Here is a 20,685-nt window from a genome sequence, read left to right as displayed (position 1 = left end):
ACCAAAAAACAAAATCTGATTATTGCATCCTTACTGCGCTTTAGGCGGACTGATCATTATATGTGCACCATGCGTTCCGGGATTCATAATCCATGGCATTCCTGGTTTTTCCGGTTTTAGAGGAAGGCCCGTTGACGCGGCAGTGGCGTAGGGGATATATACAACATAACGGAGGTAACCATTTTGTACTTCACCGGTTTGTTTATTGAATTCTTCATCTTTTGCGCTGAACACAAATAAGGTTGCAGACTGTTTGGGCATTTTCAGTTTTCCTTCTTTTGTTTCTTTCTCCCTGATATCAAAAATTTCATTTCCACTCTTTTTTTCTTTCCGCAATTCCCGTCCTCTTTCCATAAACGGCTGCAGATCTACATGGTATGCTGCCACTGAAAAGCCTGCTTGTTGAGGATCATCAGCGACACAAATTATTTCATTGGAGCCCTTTCGCAGCAGCATCCATTCACCGTTGGAACCATATCCATATACTGTAGCACTATCCCTTTTTTCCGCTGGCGCAGCCAGTAACGCAGATTTGATCTGGACATCGGCAGATGGTATGTTCGATTGTGAACAGGCTGCAAGTACAAAAAGCTGAAATGCGAGGCAGGTAGTTAACTGTTTCATGGCATGCATGTTTTGGCATTGTAAATGTCAGTAATTCCCGTACAGTTTCAACAGATTATTTCTTTATTCTGATGTTGACATGAAACGTCAGTAACTCAGCAACGGGCATTTTCAGAGTTGAATAGGGGAAGCCTGTTCGGGAAAAATGAGCCGGACTCCGGAGGTATTGGCCCTGTGTAATTCGGCCTTGATTTTTCTTTCACGATCACCACCGGGTTTCTGATGTGTGATAACAACAGGAAGATGTTTGAGAAATGCATTCCCGCCGCTGAAATCTGCCAGGCGGGTGAGTTCCTTCATCAGCAGGTCCGGAGTCAAATGCCCAAAAAGCTGCTCTGTTTTCTGATCGTTCGAAAAGGATACTTCAATAAAAACAGCTTTCAATTGTTTGCTGGCTACCAGTGGCCCGACGGTTTTCCAGAGATCAGACAGTCGGGTACTTTTTTCTATCGAATCAGCACCCGTGTCTCCGAGATACAACAGGTAACCGTCATCGTGTTTTACCAGGAAAGCGGTGCTCTCCTGTGGAGTGGAATGACTTAACGGGAAAGCCGCAACCTGCATGGATGTTTTATCGATCTTGTAAAAATCCCCAATGGTCATTTCCTGCAGTGTATATTTTTTCAATTGGGGCGATTCACCCCGGTCAGTGAAATTAGCCCAGCTCTTCCAGCTGAAATATTTATCAGCAAGGGTACTCAGGCAAAATGAAAGACCGTAAATCGGTTTGCTGTTATCGTCCGGTGAATTGATTACCAAACCCGCCAGGTGATCAAGATGCGGATGTGAAATAAAATAGGCGCGTATACTGTTTTGCAGAACATAATCCGGGGTTGCTTTAAATATTCCTTTCTTTATCGCATATTGAATTCCGGCGCGAACCGTTCCGGCATCCAGGCAGATAAAATTAGAATCACCTGCTGGCGCAACAAGGTAACTGGAAAGATTGCTTTCGTCGCCGCCCCCTTTCACTCCCAAAGGAATAACAGTAAATACGGGCTTTGAATTCTGTGCATATAGTGCAACTGAAAGAACGGGAAACGACAACAGAAACAGGAAAGAGAAACGGCAAGACTGTGCGATGAAGTGGCGGAACCATTGAGTTGATTTTTTCATTTTCAATCTGCTTTCTTATTCTGTTAACCGTGAAAAATAAAAAAAAGAAATATTGAAGTAAAAAGTTCCGGGCAATGTACTAACTTCATGAATACCTGGGAATGGTTAACATTCGATCAGGCTAAAAAAGATCATCAAGACAGCGACATTAATTGTAAGACCCAACTTACTTTAACTCAGTTGTTTTGCTATAGTATAAAAGGGATTCACTGCTTCTTGTGAATTCCCTTTTTTTTTGATTTCAACTGAATAAATCTTCATCGGATTTCTTCTTCAGATCATTGCCCGCGGTTGCAGATTTCACTGAAAAGATCAGTCAAAAACCCTCAAGTTTCATAGTAAAATTCCGTTGCTGAAAATCAGGTACTTGTAACCGTGTATTTCGGATTGGTCAATTAAAAAGAATGAAAACATACTGAAACTCAATATTGGTCGTCGTTTTTGGTCTTTTTATCGAATAAAAAGAATGGGGTTTCGTTATACTTTGGGAAATGGGTATTTTGCCCCCATACCGTATTCCGAACAGAGAAATTCGATCCTTATGAAACCTAAACTATTGACTATCGTATTGATGCTATTTCATTCGGTAGTCTTTGCTCAGATCACCACTCCTGTTGTCAGAGCTAATTTTGGAGTTGATGCTGAATTGCGAGCTAATGTTTTGTACAGTTCAACTACCTCCAGTGATGATTGGTTCTTACAGGGCACATTGCCCGGTTCCGGCACATTTATCATAGACACAACAGGAGCGGCAGCCATTATGGCACGCTACGCAACTGATATCAATTTCAGAAAGTTGCCCTTCACCAAAAGAATGCGATTTCCCGAGTACACTGTTGTGAGCGGCAGATTGCTTGTGGATGCATTATTTACCAGGGACTTTCACGGAATGGATTCAACCATGTTTGCAAACGGAGCGAGTAAAAATGGAATGAGCCCCGTGGATTGGACCACCCCTGTAGCTCAATCGGTTCCTGATAAAAATGAAATCCTGGATATGATGATGCACGTAAGAAGAGCCGGTGTGAATCCCACGGATTCTTTATGGCTCTTTGGCGGTGTATCTATTGAAAATGTAACCGGTGACCGATATTTCGATTTCGAGATGTACCAGACGGACATTACTTACGATCGTCCGAATCTCCGGTTCACCGGTTATGGTCCTGATGCAGGACATACCAGCTGGAAATTTAATGCTGCCGGGCAGGTAACACAACCCGGTGACATCATTTTCACTGCAGAGTTTGGAACATCCGGATTACAATTATTAGAGGCCAGGATCTGGATCGACAGGGCATCTCTCAGCATCACACCTGCAGGATTTTCCTGGGGTGGTCTTTTTGACGGAGCAGCCAATGGTGTTCAATTCGGTTATGCAAATATTCTTCCCAAAACTGCCGGTGATTTCTATACCGGACTTTCATCGGCACTCAATACCTGGCCCGGTCCGTTTGGATTGGTGTTAGGAGCCAACGGAATGCCTGCTACTTATATAGCAAAGCAGTACATGGAATTTTCCGTAAACCTGACAAAACTAGGTTTGGATCCTGTTACGCTTATGGGTGGAAGTATCTGTGGAAAACCATTCCGGAAAGTGATGACAAAAACTAGAACTTCAAATTCATTTACTTCATCTCTGAAAGATTTTGTCGGACCTTTTGATATGTTTAAACCGGATTCTGTCAGTGCGGCAACTGATTTTAATTTCTATTGCGGAGTTTATGGTGTTAGTGAACTGGTGGTCACCAATCCAAACCCCAATTCGATTTATAACTGGACAACCACGAATGGAAATATCGTTAGCCAGTCTAGCGGCGTAGCATATGCGAACGCTCCCGGTACTTATATTGTTTCACAACGCTTAATGTCTGTATGCCCCATTTATACTCAGGATACTATTCAAATCAATTTCGATCCTAACTGTTCTATTCTTGATGACAATATCATCAACTTCCGTGGTAAAAGAGACGGCGCTTACGCTATGCTTAAATGGGACCTCGTGAAAAAAGAAGGAGTTAAAGGATTTATTATTGAAAGAAGTACGGATGGACAGCATTTCGCTCCAACCGGAAGCATCATTGAAGCTGATCCTTTGGCAGGATTGCAATATGTACATAAAGATGATGTCAGCAACATCGGCGGTAATTTTGTATACTATCGTTTACGCGTGACTGCAATAAATGGCCAGTCCGAATTTTCAGGAATAATTCGTGTTGCACTTGCTTCAACCACATTAGCAACAGGTCTCCATATTTCACCAAATCCGGTGAAGGATCAATTGAACCTGGTGCTGGATGCGGAAGCGCATAGTAAAGCACAATGGTCCATTTTTGATGCGGCTGGTAAACTGATTGTTTCAAATGCATTCACTCTGAACAAAGGAACCAACCAGGTCAAAATCTCAGATGTAAAAAATCTGAAAAACGGATATTATATGCTACGGATTTCCGTAGGCGAAAAAACGTTCAGTGAAAAATTCCTGATTCTTAAATAACCTGATTTGCTTACCTATCGAAGGGGTGGCCATTGGTCGCCCTTTTTTATTACATGTACCTTTCACTAGATTAGAAGTTATTGAATCGCTGATTTTTATCGGTTTGAAATCGTTGAGGATGCCATAACTTCAACCCCCATGAAACAATTCCCCGGACCTGACTTCCTGCTTAATGGCCCATCTGCCCGGAAACTATATCATGATTATGCTGCAGCGATGCCGGTGATCGATTATCACAATCATCTCCCTCCCGACCAGATAGCCCTCGACCATCAGTTTGAAAATATTACGCAGGCCTGGCTTTATGGTGATCATTATAAATGGCGCGCTATGCGTGCCAATGGAATCAGTGAAGAATTTTGCACTGGAAATGCGGGTGATGCAGATAAGTTTTTGCAATGGGCAGCGACCGTACCTTACACGCTTCGCAATCCATTATATCACTGGACCCACCTTGAACTACAGCGTTATTTTGAAGTCAACGATCAACTCAACCCGGATACGGCGAAAAAAATTTATGCTGATTGTTCGGCAAAATTGAATTCATCTGAATATTCAGTTCAGAAATTACTCTCGAAATCAAATGTGAAATTACTCTGCACAACGGACGATCCGCTGGACGATCTGAAATGGCATAAACAGATCCTGCAAAAATCATTTAATATTCATGTGAAACCTGCGTTCCGTCCGGATAAAGCGATGCAGGTGGATGATCCCACAGCCTTTAATAATTATCTGCACCAACTCGAATCTGTTTCAGGTGTTTCAGTAAAAAATTTTGATGATTATCTGCAGGTATTAAAATCACGACATGATTTTTTTGCATCGGCTGGTTGTGTGGTATCTGATCACGGCCTTGAATATTTGTATTACTATAAATCGCGCGGAGGTGATCTGAACAGAATTTTTCATAAACTGCTTTCCGGCGAAAGACCCGATGCAGAAGAAAGCAGGATGATCAGATCTTCTCTCCTGGAAAATTTTGCTGAATGGGATTGGGAAAAAGGATGGGTACAACAATTTCATTTAGGTGCGTTAAGAAATGCCAATTCCAGGATGCTTGGTACGCTGGGGCGCGATACAGGATGGGATTCCATCGGTGACTTTCCACAGGCGGCGGGAGTTGCTGCATTCCTTGATCGTATGGATCAGAAAAATAGACTTGCAAAAACCATCATATACAACCTGAATCCTGCAGACAATGCTGCAATAGCAGCGATGACCGGAAACTTTAATGACGGAAGTATTGCGGGCAAAGTACAATGGGGGTCGGCCTGGTGGTTTCTTGATCAAAAGGATGGAATGACGGATCAACTGAATATACTTTCAAATATGGGATTGATCAGTCGGTTTATTGGAATGCTGACAGATTCAAGAAGTTTTCTGTCATTTCCCCGACATGAATATTTCAGAAGAATACTTTGCAATTTATTTGGAGAAGAAATTGATAAAGGAGAATTACCTGATGATATACCCTGGGTTGGTAAAGTGATCCAGGATATTTGCTTCAATAACGCGAAAAATTATTTTAATTGGGGCGTCGATTTGTAGGTATGGATAAAATCAATCTTAGAAAGATAATCCCGGAAAATTAGTCCGGATAAATTCTGTAAAACGATGGCCATAGGAAAATACAGGTGGACGATCTGCGCGCTCGTTTTTTTTGCCACTACAATCAATTACCTGGACCGGCAGGTGATTTCTTTATTGAAATCTGTTCTTGACGCTGAATTTCAGTGGACAAAAACTGATTATGCCAACATAACCATGTGTTTTCAATTGGCCTATGCGATTGGAATGCTTGGCGCCGGAAGACTGGTGGACAAGATGGGCACTAAGATAGGATATGCTTTATCGTTAGTATTGTGGAGTATCGCCGCGATGGGCCATGGATTGATCCGGACGACCAGTGGATTTTTTGTAGCAAGAGGCGCGCTCGGACTAACTGAAGCCGGAAATTTCCCTGCTGCGATCAAGACCATTACGGAATGGTTTCCGAAAAAAGAACGCTCTTTCGCTACCGGTATTTTTAATGCCGGCACAAATATCGGAGCTATAGTGGCTCCTTTGACGGTACCGTTTATCGCTGAGGCTTATGGCTGGCGTGCTGCATTTGTGATTACAGGAGCTATTGGTTTGATTTGGCTGATTTTCTGGTTTCTGCTTTATGAAGTTCCCGCAAAGCATAAAAAACTATCAAAGGAAGAATTTGAATACATCCATAGTGACAATGATGAGACTCCCGTGCAGGCAGAACCAGTGAAAAGCTACAGCTGGGCAATGCTTTTTGGTTACAGGCAGACCTGGGCTTTTGCTTTAGGAAAATTTTTTACCGACGGACCATGGTGGTTTTACTTATTCTGGTTGCCGGATTTTCTGAAGGAACAATATGGGCTTGAAGGTACAACTCTGGCAATGCCGGTGGCAGTCGTTTACACCATTGCTGCTTTCGGTAGTGTTTTCGGTGGCTGGTTGCCGTTATATTTTATGAGATCAGGGTGGCCGGTTGCAAGAGCACGCAAAACAGCTATGTTCATTTATGCTGCTTTATGTGTTCCGATTCTCAGCGCTCAGACGCTCGGTGAATTCAATATGTGGTATGCTATACTGATTGTCGGATTAGTGACTGCTGCCCACCAGGCATGGAGTGCGAACCTGTATACAATAGTTTCTGACATGTTTCCCAAAAAAGCAGTTGCATCCGTCATTGGCATTGGTGGAATGGCAGGTGCGTTGGGAAGCATACTTGTTTCCAAGTCTGCAGGATATCTTTTTGATTATCTGAAACCATTGGGCAAAATACAAACAGGGTATTTCTGGGTGTTTATTTTTTGCGGGTTTGCCTATCTCGCCGTCTGGATCATCATTCATTTCCTGGTGCCAGGGATGAAAAAGGCAGAATTGAAATGATGACGATTATTATCTGAAGTGACATTCCTGGAAAGATTGCTACTGTTGGCGGAATAGTCCGTCATTACTTGCCTGAATCTATTAAATCAGAAATCAATTTGTAAAGTTCGATAAAGCCCGGGCCGTATTTTTTCAGTTCATTTGCCTGGAAGTATTTCAGGTGCACACTCACATCCATCAGGATATCCAATTCAATCAGTGCAATTCTGGCGTTTACATACAAGTGTTTCTTTTCCGGTTTTGTTTTCTGAAATGATCCTTCAGCAATATTTTTACTGATTTCGATTGCGGAATTAAGCAAATCCGACCTGAGCGACATCTCTTCCGATTTTGGAAGTTTTCTTGAAAGAACGATTGTTTCTTTTGCAAGATGAATTGCCTTCTGCCATACAACACAATTGTGAAATTGAAATGTTTCCATGATTTTGATATTGTATGCAAGAAAACAATTTCGTCGTACCGGGGAAAGTTGTTTTCACCGGGATACAAGTGTATTTTTCTCCGCGGAAAAGAGGTTTAATTAATTGTAATTTAACTATCGAAGCACTCGTTGATAAACATTATCGCTTACCCGCCGGAAAAATTATTTCGGGGCAGCTGATTATGTACGGAGCAGGCAATGGCGATGAATGATCAATAACTTCCGTAATTAACATTTCCTGGATGTCATTTTTGCGAAATGCACCGAAGCCTTTTCAATATAAAGCTACTATTAAAAACCGGTCCTCATCGAATTTCAAACAGCAGACTATTCACACGAAAAACGAACAACAAACAACGAAAAACGAAAAACGAACAACGAACAACTACTCCTCTGTCTTCTTCGCCATCTTCGCTTGATTCAATCTATAATTAAAGGTCAGATTAATTTGTCTTACTCTTCCTAAAAAATTACTGCTTGTATAGAAGTTGGACCCTTCTGTGATTGAACGTGTGCGCCTGCTGTTAAAAACATCAATGACATTTAATGTCAGTGTCGCATTGTTTTTCAGAATGTCCATGCTTGCTGCGAGATCCATATAGAACATCGCCCTTCTGCTTCCCTGGGGTGTTTTCTGCGGAGCTTCATAATTCAATCTCACCTGTCCTTCGGATTTCTTGTTAAAATTAAAACGAGAATTGAGCCTGGTGAACCAACTCCAGGTATCACTTTTAAATCCTTCGTCAATATTTTTTCCATCTGTAATTGCGCGGAAGAAATTGAAATTGAAATCCACTTTCCACCATTTCCAGGGGTTGTATGTGCTCACAAATTCGGCTCCGAAAGCTTTCTCTCCATTCAGGTTCTCAGGCCTGGTGATAGAGAACCCACTGTCATTGACCGAACGGATATACATGATTTTGTCTTTGGAATCACGCAAGTATAATGATGTACTCAGCGTTGCCCTTTCAAAGTTTTTGATATGCCCGATTTCAAATGCATTTGTGTACTCAGGATTCAGGTTGGGATTTCCTGACATGAAATTCCTGCTGTCTGAAAATGTAAAAAATGGGCTTAGCTCATTATACACGGGTCTGCGTACGCGACGACTATAGCTTACCTGGAGCGCATTGTCATTCCCCAGGTCAAAAGAGATATGAGCGCTCGGAAAAAGGTTCGCATATTTCCTGGGGTTTACTTCATTGGTATATAGCAATGTTGTTTTCACATTTGTCCATTCAGCGCGTAGCCCTGCCTGGTAGGAAATCTTTTTATATTTATTTCCATAAATCGCATACAATGCCTGGATATCTTCATTATAAATAAAGTAGTTGTCGAGACCTGGTAATGGATAGAAATTGCCATTGTCATCCTGTTGGGTAACCACATAATCATTTACCATATCCCTGAAGCTGGCGCGCATGCCGGCTTCCAGCTTGCTGTTGTCAGTAACAGGGAAAACATAGTCGGCCTGAATCAGGTATTGTTTTTCAAATTCATCATTCACCGAATGCTGCAGGATATCCGACTCAGGAATTTTTGATCCGTCGGGATTATACGTTTGCTGAGTAAAAACCTGGTCGGACTTCTCCCAGTAATCCAGGTACCGGAGATCAAGAGTAAAATCATGCCCCTTTTTTTTAAAATTTCTTTTCCATGTTACTGCGATTTCAGAATTCGGTTCGTCTTCCGTTTCATTCTGGTTGCGGAGCGTATAGGAACTCATTTTTGAAGGATCATAATGATAGTCTTCATATTTAATATCCAGTATCCTGTTCGCGTCGCTTCTGCGGAAAAGATAGGATCCGGTAAGTATACTCTTTTCACTGAAAAAAAAGTCGAGACCACCACGAATCGTGTTGTTAAACCCTTTCAGTCTGCCATCATTTGCCTGGCGCAGATAACTTGTGGTATCGCCATTGTACACTTCCTGGTAAAGCTTCCCATTAAAAGGTTGGATGCGGTAGGCAATACCATAATTAATAAAAAAATTGATTTTGTTATGCCTGTAGTTCAGGTTGGCTGCCAGCCCGAGGTTGAGCGGGTAACCCGTAGTGACATCGAAAGATCCGTTGAATCCGCGCTTTCTGCTCTTTTTCAAAATAATATTAATGATACCGGACATGCCTTCAGCTTCATATCTCGCCGATGGGTTCGTAATGATCTCGACACGTTCAATCATACTGGCCTGCAACTGTTGCAAACCTGCGCCTCCATTTAAACTTACCAGACCCGAGGGTTTTCCATCTATCAGAATTCGTACGCTTCCGCTACCCCGAAGAGAGACGTTTCCTTCACCATCAACAGAAACTGAAGGTATGTTCATCAAAATATCTGATGCTGTACCACCCGAGTTCGCGAGTTCCTGTCCCACATTAAACACACGCTTGTCCAAACTTAGTTCCATATTGCTTTTCTGCGCCTGTACAACCACATCCTCCATCATTTTAACAGTAGCGGACAGGCGAATTATTCCGAGGTTAACAGGTTGTAAGGAACTTTCTATGGTGATCGGTGCGGATTTGTAATCTTTATAACCAAGGGATTCGATGAGCAAATAAAATTTGCCGGGACGGAGATCGAGACTGAATTCTCCGTTTTCATTTGAAAGTCCTGTCAGGATCAGACTGTCGCCATCTGAAGAAATTAGCTGCACTGTAGCGGAAACAACCATTTTACCAGTTGCAGAATCGATAAGTTTTCCGCTTACGCCCACTTTCGTTTGTGCCTGACTGTGCGATAAAAAGTAAACTGATAAAAACAACAGGATTGCCAACAATTTTTTTCCTGACAACCTGACTTTATGGCTGGAAACCACTAGCCTTTTTTGCATTTGACGAAGATATTGCAATGAAGCAACGGAGAGCTAAGAAATTGTATTTCAAATTTTTTTTTGTGCCGATCAAATTCTATTTTCAATGTTTGACCCCGGCTGTTGAAATCCAATAACAGTAGTTCCCGTTTTCTCTGTTAACCTTTAATCGGCCGGCAGCAAGTTGTTAAATCACAGTTCCCTTTTGAATATCTGATAACTCCACAGGTGGCTTTGACTAACAGTTGTTTTTTTGGAATGCTTTTTGGAAAATGGAAGTGTAGTTAAAAAGCGGATATGCGAAACTCGTTTATTCTGATTGCAGACGATGATGCAGATGACAAGCTTTTGCTTGAAACGGCATTTCAGGAAATCGGGTTCACCGGTAAAGTAAAGTTTGTGTCAAACGGTGAAGAGTTGACTGAGTTTCTTCAGCGTCTTGACAAATCTGAGAATCCGGGCGTAATCATCCTTGATCTCAATATGCCCCGGAAAACCGGGTTGGAAGTTTTAAAGGAACTCCGGAGTAACAATAATTTTAAAAATGTTCATATTGTCGTTTTTTCCACGACAAAAAACGAGACTGAAGTTCAGGATTGCATAAAACTTGGTGCAGATAGTTATTTCGTAAAGCCCATTAACTACAACGCACTTCTTGAATTTGCAAAAAGTATTAATAATGTATTGATATCTCCTTTGTAAAACATCGCTTACACTGAACATTTTTACTTTTTTTTGGTATGAATTTTTCCAGTAAATATGGGCAGTGTGTGAATCTCTGTTGTAATTCAACTAAGTAACAATGCTTTATTAAATTCGAGTCACTAACCACCGGTTAGTATGTGGATTATTTACCCATCGCGGGTAAGATTTTCCACAGTGTGTACTTTACTGTTGTCCTTTAAAACCTATATAAACCAAAGTTATGAGCAGTAAGAAATCAGGTTCCGCTATCCTGAACGGCCCGGCCCCAGGGAAAAAATCTCCCGCTCGAAGAAAGGTAAATCAGTCAAAAGTTATTGCAACATCTGCCATCCGCGATGAAGTTTCGGAAGGTCTTTCCAATCAGCTCGACTATCGTGAACTGTTAGCCGTACTTATGGAAATACGCAATGGTAATTTTAATGTACGCATGCCTTATGATAAGACAGGGTTGACCGGCAAGATCTGCGATACGTTGAATGAAATCATTCTGCTGAATGAAGCGATGATGATGAATTTTACGAAAGCGGGTGATATCATCGGAAAGCAGGGAAAGCTCACACAGCGAATAGAAATATCAAATACCAAAGGAGCCTGGAGTGCAGGTATTGAATCGCTGAACGAACTGATCTCCGATCTTGTGAATCCCATTCTTGAGATTGCGAATGTAATCAGTTCGGTGGCGCAGGGTAACCTTTCGGAACAGATGCCATTGAAGATTGGCGGAAACAGCCTTCAGGGTGAATTCTCGACTATTGCAAAAGAGGTAAATGACATGGTGAAACAGTTGAATCTGTTTTCCATGGAGGTAACACGTGTTGCGCGTGAAGTGGGTTCCGAAGGTAAACTTGGTGGTCAGGCGAAAGTAAAAGGTGTGGCTGGAGTGTGGAAAGATCTTACAGATTCAGTAAACCAGATGGGTAGTAATCTGACTGCCCAGGTTCGAAATATTGCAGAGGTAACAACGGCAGTGGCGAAGGGCGACCTTTCAAAAAAGATTACAGTAGATGTGAAGGGAGAGATCCTCGAGTTGAAAAATACGATCAACACCATGGTGGATCAGCTCAACTCATTTTCGAGTGAGGTTACCCGTGTGGCGCTCGAAGTAGGTACAGAAGGTAAACTTGGCGGACAGGCACAGGTACGTGGTGTTGCGGGTACATGGAAAGATCTTACGGATTCTGTGAACCAGATGGCGAGTAACCTTACGGGCCAGGTGCGTAACATCGCTGAAGTAACTACAGCGGTTGCGAAAGGTGACTTGTCAAGAAAAATTACTGTGGTCGTAAAAGGAGAGATCCAGGAATTGAAGGATACGATCAACACGATGGTGGATCAGCTGAATTCATTCGGATCGGAAGTGACGCGTGTGGCACGTGAAGTGGGTTCCGAAGGTAAACTTGGTGGTCAGGCAACGGTGGAGGGTGTTGCCGGTATATGGAAAGATCTTACTGATTCAGTGAACCAGATGGGTAGTAACCTTACTGCCCAGGTACGAAATATTGCAGAGGTAACTACAGCGGTGGCGAAAGGTGACTTGTCGAGAAAGATTACAGTAGATGTTAAAGGAGAGATCCTTGAGTTGAAGAACACGATCAATACGATGGTGGATCAGCTCAATTCATTTTCGAGTGAGGTTACCCGTGTGGCTCTTGAAGTAGGTACAGAAGGTAAACTTGGTGGACAGGCGAATGTAAAAGGTGTTGCGGGAACGTGGAAAGACCTTACGGATTCTGTTAACCAGATGGCCAGTAACCTTACCGGCCAGGTACGTAACATCGCAGAGGTAACGACTGCCGTGGCAAAGGGTGACTTATCCAGGAAAATTACGGTGGATGTAAAAGGAGAAATCCTTGAGTTGAAAAACACGATCAACACGATGGTGGATCAGCTCAATTCTTTTGGTTCTGAAGTAACACGTGTTGCGCGTGAGGTAGGGTCAGAAGGTAAGCTTGGAGGCCAGGCCGTAGTACCGGGTGTAGGTGGTACCTGGAAAGATCTGACAGACAGTGTAAATAAAATGGCGAGTAACCTTACCAGCCAGGTGCGAAATATCGCAGAGGTAACCACTGCGGTAGCTACAGGTGACCTTTCCCGTAAGATTGATGTGGATGTAAAAGGAGAGATCCTCGAGTTAAAAAACACAATCAATACGATGGTGGATCAGCTCCGTGGTTTTGCATCTGAGGTGACGCGTGTTGCGCGTGAGGTAGGGTCAGAAGGTAAGCTTGGAGGCCAGGCGGAAGTAGAAGGTGTTGGCGGTGTATGGAAAGATCTTACGGATAGTGTGAATGGAATGGCGAGTAACCTTACCGGTCAGGTACGTAACATCGCCGAGGTAACGACGGCGGTTGCGAAAGGTGACTTGTCAAGAAAAATTACGGTGGATGTAAAAGGAGAGATCCTTGAGTTGAAAAACACGATCAATACGATGGTGGATCAGCTCAATTCCTTCGGTTCCGAGGTTACACGTGTGGCGCGTGAGGTAGGTTCCGAAGGAAAATTGGGTGGCCAGGCCGATGTGCCAGGTGTTGGTGGTACATGGAAAGATCTTACCGAGAGTGTAAATAAAATGGCGAGTAACCTGACATCACAGGTACGTAACATCGCTGAGGTAACTACAGCTGTTGCGAATGGTGATTTGTCGAGAAAAATTGCAGTGGATGTAAAAGGTGAAATCCTCGAGTTGAAAAACACGATCAATACGATGGTGGATCAGCTCCGCGGTTTTGCATCAGAAGTAACACGTGTTGCGCGTGAGGTAGGTACAGATGGTAAACTGGGTGGTCAGGCGTTCGTACCGGGTGTGGCAGGTACATGGAAAGATCTGACAGACTCTGTAAACCAGATGGCAGGTAACCTTACCGCACAGGTACGTAACATCGCCGAAGTGGCCATCGCGGTTGCTAATGGTGATATGTCCAAAAAAATTACAGTGGATGTGCGTGGTGAAATCCTGATGCTGAAAGAAACACTCAATACGATGGTGGATCAGCTGCGTGCATTTGCATCGGAGGTTACACGTGTGGCGCGTGAAGTAGGTACCGACGGTAAACTCGGAGGTCAGGCATTCGTACCAGGTGTAGCAGGCACATGGAAAGATCTGACTGACTCTGTGAACCAGATGACAGGAAACCTTACGGCGCAGGTGCGTAATATCGCAGAGGTGACCAAGGCGGTGGCTTCAGGTGACCTTTCAAAAACAGTGGCGATCGATGTACAAGGTGAAATTCTTGATCTGAAAAATACCATCAATACGATGGTGGAGCAACTGAACTCATTTGCGTTTGAAGTAACACGTGTGGCCCGTGAAGTTGGTACTGAAGGTAAGCTCGGCGGCCAGGCTGAAGTACGCGGTGTTGCAGGTACATGGAAAGATCTGACAGACTCCGTGAACATGATGGCCAGTAACCTGACCAGCCAGGTGCGTGGTATTGCGAAGGTGGTAACATCAGTGGCAACAGGTAATCTTCGTCAGAAACTTTCTATCCAGGCTAAAGGTGAGGTGGCTCAGCTTACGGACACGATCAATGAAATGATTGAAACTCTCGCGGTGTTCGCTGACCAGGTAACAACGGTTGCGCGTGAGGTAGGAGTTGAAGGAAAACTGGGGGGGCAGGCGAGTGTACCTGGTGCGTCCGGTATCTGGAAAAACCTTACGGAGAACGTAAACCAGCTGGCCCAAAATCTTACAACGCAGGTACGTTCAATTTCTGAAGTGGCATCCGCGGTAACGAAAGGTGACCTTACACGAAATATACGCGTGGAAGCGAAAGGTGAAGTGGAAGCGTTGAAAGATACCATCAACCAGATGATCACCAACCTGCGTGAAACCACTTTGCGGAACCAGGAACAGGACTGGCTGAAATCCAACCTCGCGAAATTTGGCCAGATGCTGCAGGGACAAAAAGATCTGCAGACAGTAACACAAAAAATTCTTTCAGAGCTTGCACAGGTAGTAAATGCTCACCACGGTGCATTCTACATTCTCCGACAGGATGATGAGACACAGAAATTCAAACTGACGTTGTTTGCTTCCTATGCGTATAGGGCAAGCAAAAATATCCCGCTGGAGTTTGGTATCGGCGAAGGTTTGGTGGGGCAGTGCGCACTTGAAAAAGAACGTATCATGCTTACCAATGTGCCTGACAATTACATCAAAATCAACTCAGGTCTCGGAAGTGCATCTCCAGCCAACCTCATTGTTGAACCGGTGTTGTTTGAAAATAAAGTGAAGGCCGTTATTGAACTGGCTTCACTGGAATCTTTCAGCATGACGCATCTGGCTTTCATCAGTCAGCTTACAGAGAGTATCGGAATCGTGTTGAATACAATTGAAGCAAATACAAGAACAGAAGAACTTCTTGCACAATCACAATCTCTGGCTGGTGAGCTCAAGATTCAGCAGGAAGAGCTGCGCAGAACAAATGATGAGCTCCAGGATAAAGCTTTGCTGCTGGTAAAACAGAAAAATGAGGTAGAAGCGAAAAACAAAGAGGTAGAAGAAGCCAGGAGATCGCTTGAAGAAAAGGCAGAACAGCTGACACTAACGTCCAAGTATAAGTCAGAGTTCCTTGCAAACATGTCCCATGAGTTGCGTACACCCCTGAACTCATTGCTGATCCTTGCGCAACAGCTGTACATCAATGCCGAAGGAAACCTTACGGAAAAACAGATCCGCTATGCGAAAACGATTCACTCCTGTGGTGATGACCTTATTCAGCTGATCAATGATATTCTCGATCTTTCGAAGATCGAATCCGGATTTATTTCCACGAATATTTCACCGGTCAAATTTTTCGAAATTGCTTCGTTTGTGGAAACCACATTCAAGCCGATCGCAGAAGCAAGACATCTCCGGTTTAGTATTGATACCGATCAGCAATTGCCGGATATAATGCATACGGATTTGCAGCGTCTCAACCAGATCTTAAAGAATCTGCTTTCGAATTCATTCAAGTTTACCGAGAAAGGTGAGGTGAAGCTCAGAATTTTCGCAGCAGATAAAGGATGGAAACCAGGCATTCATTCGCTTGACCAGGCACAGAAAGTGGTTGCATTTTCGATAACGGATACGGGTATCGGAATTCCGCAGGACAAACAGAACATTATTTTTGAGGCATTCCAGCAGGCGGAAGGTTCAACGAGTCGTAAATATGGTGGCACCGGTCTTGGACTTTCCATCAGTCGCGGCCTTGCAGAACTGCTTGGCGGTACAATCGAACTGGAATCAATTCCGGGAGAGGGTAGTACGTTCACACTCTTTGTGCCATTAAGTTCTGTAACAGAAACCATTCAGCATCTTCCTTTACAAAAAGAAGGAAGTGTTGCTCATAGTTTAAGCCAGGGCGACGGCGATATCAATACTTTGCTCAACAGGCTTACTGCTGAAGCGAAAGACGGGCGCACGATGGGGCAGGTGAATGAAATGATCAATGAAACCGGTGACGACAGAAGTAATATTCAACCAGGTGACGGTGTAATACTGATCGTTGAAGATGATCTTCGTTTCGGTAAGATCATTGTAGATAAAGCGCATGAGCGCGGATTAAAAGCGGTTATTGCTGTCAGTTATTTTGATGTTTTTGATTTCATAAACAGGTTCAATCCGGTAGCTGTAACGCTTGATGTAAAACTTCCGGACACCAGTGGTTGGAAAGTGCTTGACCTTCTACGCAATGATCTTAACTATCGTCATATTCCGATTCATTTGATTTCAGGTGAAGAAAATAAGAGCCTGGCAATGAAGAGAGGCGCAAGAAGTTTTCTGATGAAGCCGCTAACCAATGAAGCTTTGGATGATTTGTTTGATGATATTATTTCTTTGCGTAACAAACAGAAGCGCAATGTTCTTGTCGTGGAAGATAATGAGATTGAATCATCACAGATTGCGCAATTGCTAAAGGAAGAGAATATCGATATAACAATTACCGATACTGGAAATAAAGCGTTGAAACAGTTGACGGAAGAAGAGTACGATTGTATCATTCTTGATTATACACTGCCGGATATCCCGGGTGAGCAACTCCTGGGGCAGATAGCTGCAGGTAAAAAGAGTAATACGCCAGTGATTGTTTATTCAGCAAAGGATTTCAATAAGAATGAATGGATTCAGCTCAACCATCACAGCAATGCTGTAGTTGCGAAAGGGGTGAATTCAATTGAGTACCTGCTTGAAGAAGCGGTGTTGCAGATGCATATCAATTACAGTGACCTTGCTCCTGAGAAGCAGAAGCTCATTGAAAATCTGAGGAGAAAAGAAGATATTCTGATTGGTATGAATGTGTTGGTTGTTGATGATGATGTAAGAAATCTCTTCGCACTTACAACCGTTTTTGAACGTTATAACATGAATGTAATAACGGCCGAAAGTGGAAAAGAAGCGATTTCCATTCTGAATAATGACAAGCAAAAAGTGGATATGGTGTTGATGGATATTATGATGCCTGAGATGGATGGATATGAAACGATGCAGAAGATCAGGAGAGAACATAAAAACAGTTCACTCCCGATCATTGCGGTCACTGCAAAGGCAATGAAAGGCGACAGGCAGAAATGTATCGAAGCAGGTGCTTCAGATTATATTACCAAACCATTGAAAGTGGATCAGTTATTGTCTCTGATGCGCGTATGGTTCTATAAATAATATATTTTGATACAGGATAAAATTCTTCTTGTGGATGACAGGGAAGATAACCTGATGTCCATAGAGCTTACCCTTGAACCTGACGGTTACCAATGTGTAAAAGCCCGTTCGGGGCGTGAAGCGTTGAAAATATTGTTGAATCAGTTTGATTTCGCATTGATCCTGATGGATGTAAATATGCCGAATCTGAACGGATTTGACACCGCTACCCTTATCTATGAAAGGGAGCGACTGCGCCACATCCCGATCATATTTATTACCGCAAATAATTATGGTGATGAGAATATGTTCAAAGGCTATCGGTCAGGAGCAGTCGATTATATTTACAAGCCTGTAAATCCTGCATTGCTGAGAACTAAAGTCGGCGTTTTCGTCGATCTGTATCGTAAGAACAGGCAATTGCGTGAGCAGGAGCGCCGGATGTCCATCATCAATAAAAATCTTGAAGAGGAAATTTCAGAACGAAAGGCTTCTGAAGAGAAAGTTAATGAACTCAATCACCAGTTGCTTGAATATATCGGAAGGTTGGAAGCGGCTAATACCGAACTGGACAGGTTTGCGTTCATGGCCTCCCATGATTTGCAGGAACCGCTACGAAAAATCAGGATGTTCTGTGACCGGCTTTCTATTAAATACCGGGACAGGCTAGACGAAGAGGGGCAGATGTTTATCAACAGAATTCAGAATTCGGGTGCCCGTATGCAGGCGCTGATTGAAGATATTCTCACATTTTCAAAAATTAGTTTCGATAACAATCCGCTTGAAGAAACAGATGTTAACAGCGTGATCAAAGAGATTCTTTCTGAACTTGATGATCAGATTGTTGAGAAAAAAGCTGTTATTACTGTTGGTGAAATTCCGAAGTTGAATCTCATCCAGGGATTGATGTATCCCCTGTTTCAAAACCTGTTAAGCAATGCGTTGAAGTATAGTCGCAAGGATGTTCGGCCTGAAATAAGCATCAGTTCGGAGATGTTGGAGCTCAATGAAAATGGTGATGAAAATCAAATTGGTAAATACTGCAGGATTTATATACGGGACAATGGCCTTGGCTTTGAACAGCAGTATGCGGAAAAAATCTTTGCCATGTTTTCCCGCCTGCACCAGGGGCCGGAATACCAGGGTACAGGAATCGGCCTCGCGCTATGCAAAAAAATACTCGAGCAGCATAAAGGGTTTATTTCAGCGAGAAGTGCGGTGAATAAAGGCGCCACCTTCATCCTTTCATTTCCGGTTTATAATTCGGTAGCTGCTGAAGTTCCCACGAGGGCTCGAGTAGAAGATTGATCGGAAAATTTATAGAAAGTTTGAGGCAGTCGGCATTTGCAAGCTGCGCCTGATCTTAAGTGTTAGTAAAATAAATTGAGGTTGTCCAGATTCAGGGGCTTCTCCAGAATACGAACATCTCCCGGAATATTCAGATGTGAGAAATCTGATTTATAGGCACTGATTAATGTGAGTTCTGTAGCGGGATAGTCTGTCATAATACCAGCTGCAAAATCCCACCCCAGGCCATCAGGAAGATTGTTGTCGAGGAAAACAATATCAGGAGAAAAGTTCCTGATGCTCTGTAATCCCTCTTTTAATGTATGCGAAAAATTTACTTCGTAGCCTTTTCTTGCATAGAACGATTGAAGGAGCAAACAGAAATCTACCTCGTCATCAATAATCAGTATTTTCTTCTTTCCAAGCATGGATTAACAAGCAATTTAAATAAAAATCTGTTGTTTGAACGGAGATTAGGGGTCTTTGTTGCAAATGGTCTAATCATTATTGTATTTTAACAATCAAGCGTTACGGAAATTGAAGAATTAATCAATCATGGCATGTTATTTTCATCCGATATAGTGTAATTGCCTTTATTACTTAATGAATAAAATTTGAGGTTATGAACATTTCAAAAAAGAACAAAATACTTCTGGGCGTTTTAGGTGCAGCGGCAATAGGCGCCGTAGTTGCCATGCTTGTGGCTCCCGAAAAAACTAAAAAACTCAGGAAATCAATGAAAGATATGGCAGGGGATTGGTCAGATAAATTAAAAGATCTGGCAGCTTCAGGGAAGCATGAACTGGAAGGAGCAAAAGTGAAGGCCAGGTCAGAAATGAATCATCTTAAATCCAAAGCGGAAGAATCATTGGGCCGAATGTAAGCTGCTTAAACGCATACTGCCGCAGATGGGAGCGATCCGGTCTGCGGCATTTTTATTAAGATTACAGAATTCAGAATACGGGGATACGGAAAGAACAACTGAAAACAGAAACAGTGGAAAGAAAATCAAGCTATTGAATATTTGTCCGAACGGAGCTCTTCCAAAGGGCATAGAAAACTGATACGAAATACAGGAAAAAATAAAGCGGGCTCACCCTGTAGTATCTGTCACCTATTGCATACATCCCTCTGCGCTTTAGGCAGGTACGGTCGCCGTCTTCAGCCAATAAGATCTGATTTCTGACAGAACAGTGATTAGACCATCGAAACTGGTCGGCTTAACAACATACGTATTCGCTCCAAGTTCGTAGCACTTCCTCACTTCATTATCACTCTTTGTTGTTGTAAATATAATTACGGGAATACGCTTGTAAACAGGATGTTGTTTAATGAATTGAAGCACTTCGCGCCCATCTTTTTTGGGCATATTCAAATCGAGTAAAATAAAAACAGGAAAATTTGTGTCCACATGTTTGTTCTGCTGGATAGAATCCAGGTAACTCAGGAGTTCAACTCCATTCTGTACAAAATCAATTCGTTCGCCATATTGCTGTTCCTGGAATGCGGTCTGAAGTAAGAATCGGTCGTCTGCATCATCTTCTGCAACGAGAATAAAAAACTTTCCCATACGGGCGGTAAATTACAGAATTTGAGGTGATCCTGAAATTTTTTGCAACAACTATATAATACTTTGAATATAAAGCGCATATATACCTGAAAACCTATTAAAATACCGCAGTAGCTGTAATACA

13 protein-coding genes are annotated in these 20,685 nt (G+C 42.8%); 7 read left to right on the top strand and 6 right to left on the bottom strand.

The annotated features are described in order from the left end of the window. Nucleotides 1-30: 30 nt before the first annotated feature. Both P2W82_RS15490 and P2W82_RS15485 read right to left on the bottom strand, forming a co-directional pair. Nucleotides 31-624, bottom strand: a complete 594-nt coding sequence (locus P2W82_RS15490) for a hypothetical protein (RefSeq protein ID WP_336516820.1) — start codon at nt 622-624, stop codon at nt 31-33. A 111-nt stretch (nt 625-735) separates the two neighbouring features. Continuing rightward, nucleotides 736-1,740 (bottom strand): 3',5'-cyclic-nucleotide phosphodiesterase, encoded by a 1,005-nt coding sequence (locus tag P2W82_RS15485; protein WP_336516819.1) that lies wholly within the window; start codon nt 1,738-1,740, stop codon nt 736-738. A 541-nt stretch (nt 1,741-2,281) separates the two neighbouring features. Here P2W82_RS15485 and P2W82_RS15480 point away from each other — a divergent pair. The 3 genes from P2W82_RS15480 (at nt 2,282) to P2W82_RS15470 (ending at nt 7,144) form a co-directional block, all read left to right on the top strand. After that, nucleotides 2,282-4,234, top strand: a complete 1,953-nt coding sequence (locus P2W82_RS15480; RefSeq protein WP_336516818.1) for a T9SS type A sorting domain-containing protein — start codon at nt 2,282-2,284, stop codon at nt 4,232-4,234. 138 nt (nt 4,235-4,372) lie between these two features. Continuing rightward, entirely contained in the window at nt 4,373-5,785 is a 1,413-nt protein-coding gene (gene uxaC, locus P2W82_RS15475; protein WP_336516817.1) for a glucuronate isomerase, read from the top strand. A 66-nt stretch (nt 5,786-5,851) separates the two neighbouring features. Next, nucleotides 5,852-7,144 carry an MFS transporter gene (locus P2W82_RS15470; RefSeq protein WP_336516816.1) on the top strand — a complete coding sequence of 431 codons (1,293 nt, stop codon included), beginning with the start codon at nt 5,852-5,854 and terminating at the stop codon, nt 7,142-7,144. A 64-nt stretch (nt 7,145-7,208) separates the two neighbouring features. Here the strand turns inward: P2W82_RS15470 and P2W82_RS15465 are convergent, their stop codons facing one another. Next, nucleotides 7,209-7,565, bottom strand: coding sequence for a four helix bundle protein (locus tag P2W82_RS15465; RefSeq protein WP_336516815.1), 357 nt, complete (start codon nt 7,563-7,565; stop codon nt 7,209-7,211). Nucleotides 7,566-7,950: 385 nt separating this feature from the next. Beyond that, nucleotides 7,951-10,398, bottom strand: a complete 2,448-nt coding sequence (locus P2W82_RS15460; RefSeq protein ID WP_336516814.1) for a TonB-dependent receptor domain-containing protein — start codon at nt 10,396-10,398, stop codon at nt 7,951-7,953. Between the two features lie 276 nt (nt 10,399-10,674). Between P2W82_RS15460 and P2W82_RS15455 the strand changes: the two genes are divergently transcribed. From P2W82_RS15455 to P2W82_RS15445, 3 genes are all read left to right on the top strand, one after another. Further along, nucleotides 10,675-11,079 (top strand): response regulator, encoded by a 405-nt coding sequence (locus P2W82_RS15455; protein ID WP_336516813.1) that lies wholly within the window; start codon nt 10,675-10,677, stop codon nt 11,077-11,079. A gap of 223 nt (nt 11,080-11,302) precedes the next feature. Further along, entirely contained in the window at nt 11,303-17,725 is a 6,423-nt protein-coding gene (locus P2W82_RS15450; protein ID WP_336516812.1) for a HAMP domain-containing protein, read from the top strand. Between the two features lie 6 nt (nt 17,726-17,731). Continuing rightward, a complete protein-coding gene (locus P2W82_RS15445) occupies nt 17,732-19,012 on the top strand; it encodes a response regulator (RefSeq protein ID WP_336516811.1) in 1,281 nt (426 codons plus the stop codon). Nucleotides 19,013-19,074: 62 nt separating this feature from the next. Here the strand turns inward: P2W82_RS15445 and P2W82_RS15440 are convergent, their stop codons facing one another. After that, complete coding sequence (locus P2W82_RS15440; protein WP_336516810.1) at nt 19,075-19,419, bottom strand: response regulator; 345 nt, start codon at nt 19,417-19,419, stop codon at nt 19,075-19,077. A 194-nt stretch (nt 19,420-19,613) separates the two neighbouring features. Between P2W82_RS15440 and P2W82_RS15435 the strand changes: the two genes are divergently transcribed. Continuing rightward, the gene (locus P2W82_RS15435; RefSeq protein ID WP_336516809.1) at nt 19,614-19,874 is read left to right on the top strand and encodes a YtxH domain-containing protein; all 261 of its coding nucleotides are present in this window, start codon (nt 19,614-19,616) and stop codon (nt 19,872-19,874) included. 255 nt (nt 19,875-20,129) lie between these two features. Here P2W82_RS15435 and P2W82_RS15430 read toward each other — a convergent pair whose 3' ends face one another. Then, nucleotides 20,130-20,561, bottom strand: coding sequence for a response regulator (locus P2W82_RS15430; protein WP_336516808.1), 432 nt, complete (start codon nt 20,559-20,561; stop codon nt 20,130-20,132). Nucleotides 20,562-20,685: the final 124 nt, after the last annotated feature.

This window comes from Pollutibacter soli, assembly GCA_029269725.1.
Taxonomy (GTDB): domain Bacteria; phylum Bacteroidota; class Bacteroidia; order Chitinophagales; family Chitinophagaceae; genus Pollutibacter; species Pollutibacter soli.
The sequence above is the reverse complement of the archived record's forward strand: the minus strand, read 5'-3'. Positions and strand labels throughout refer to the sequence as shown.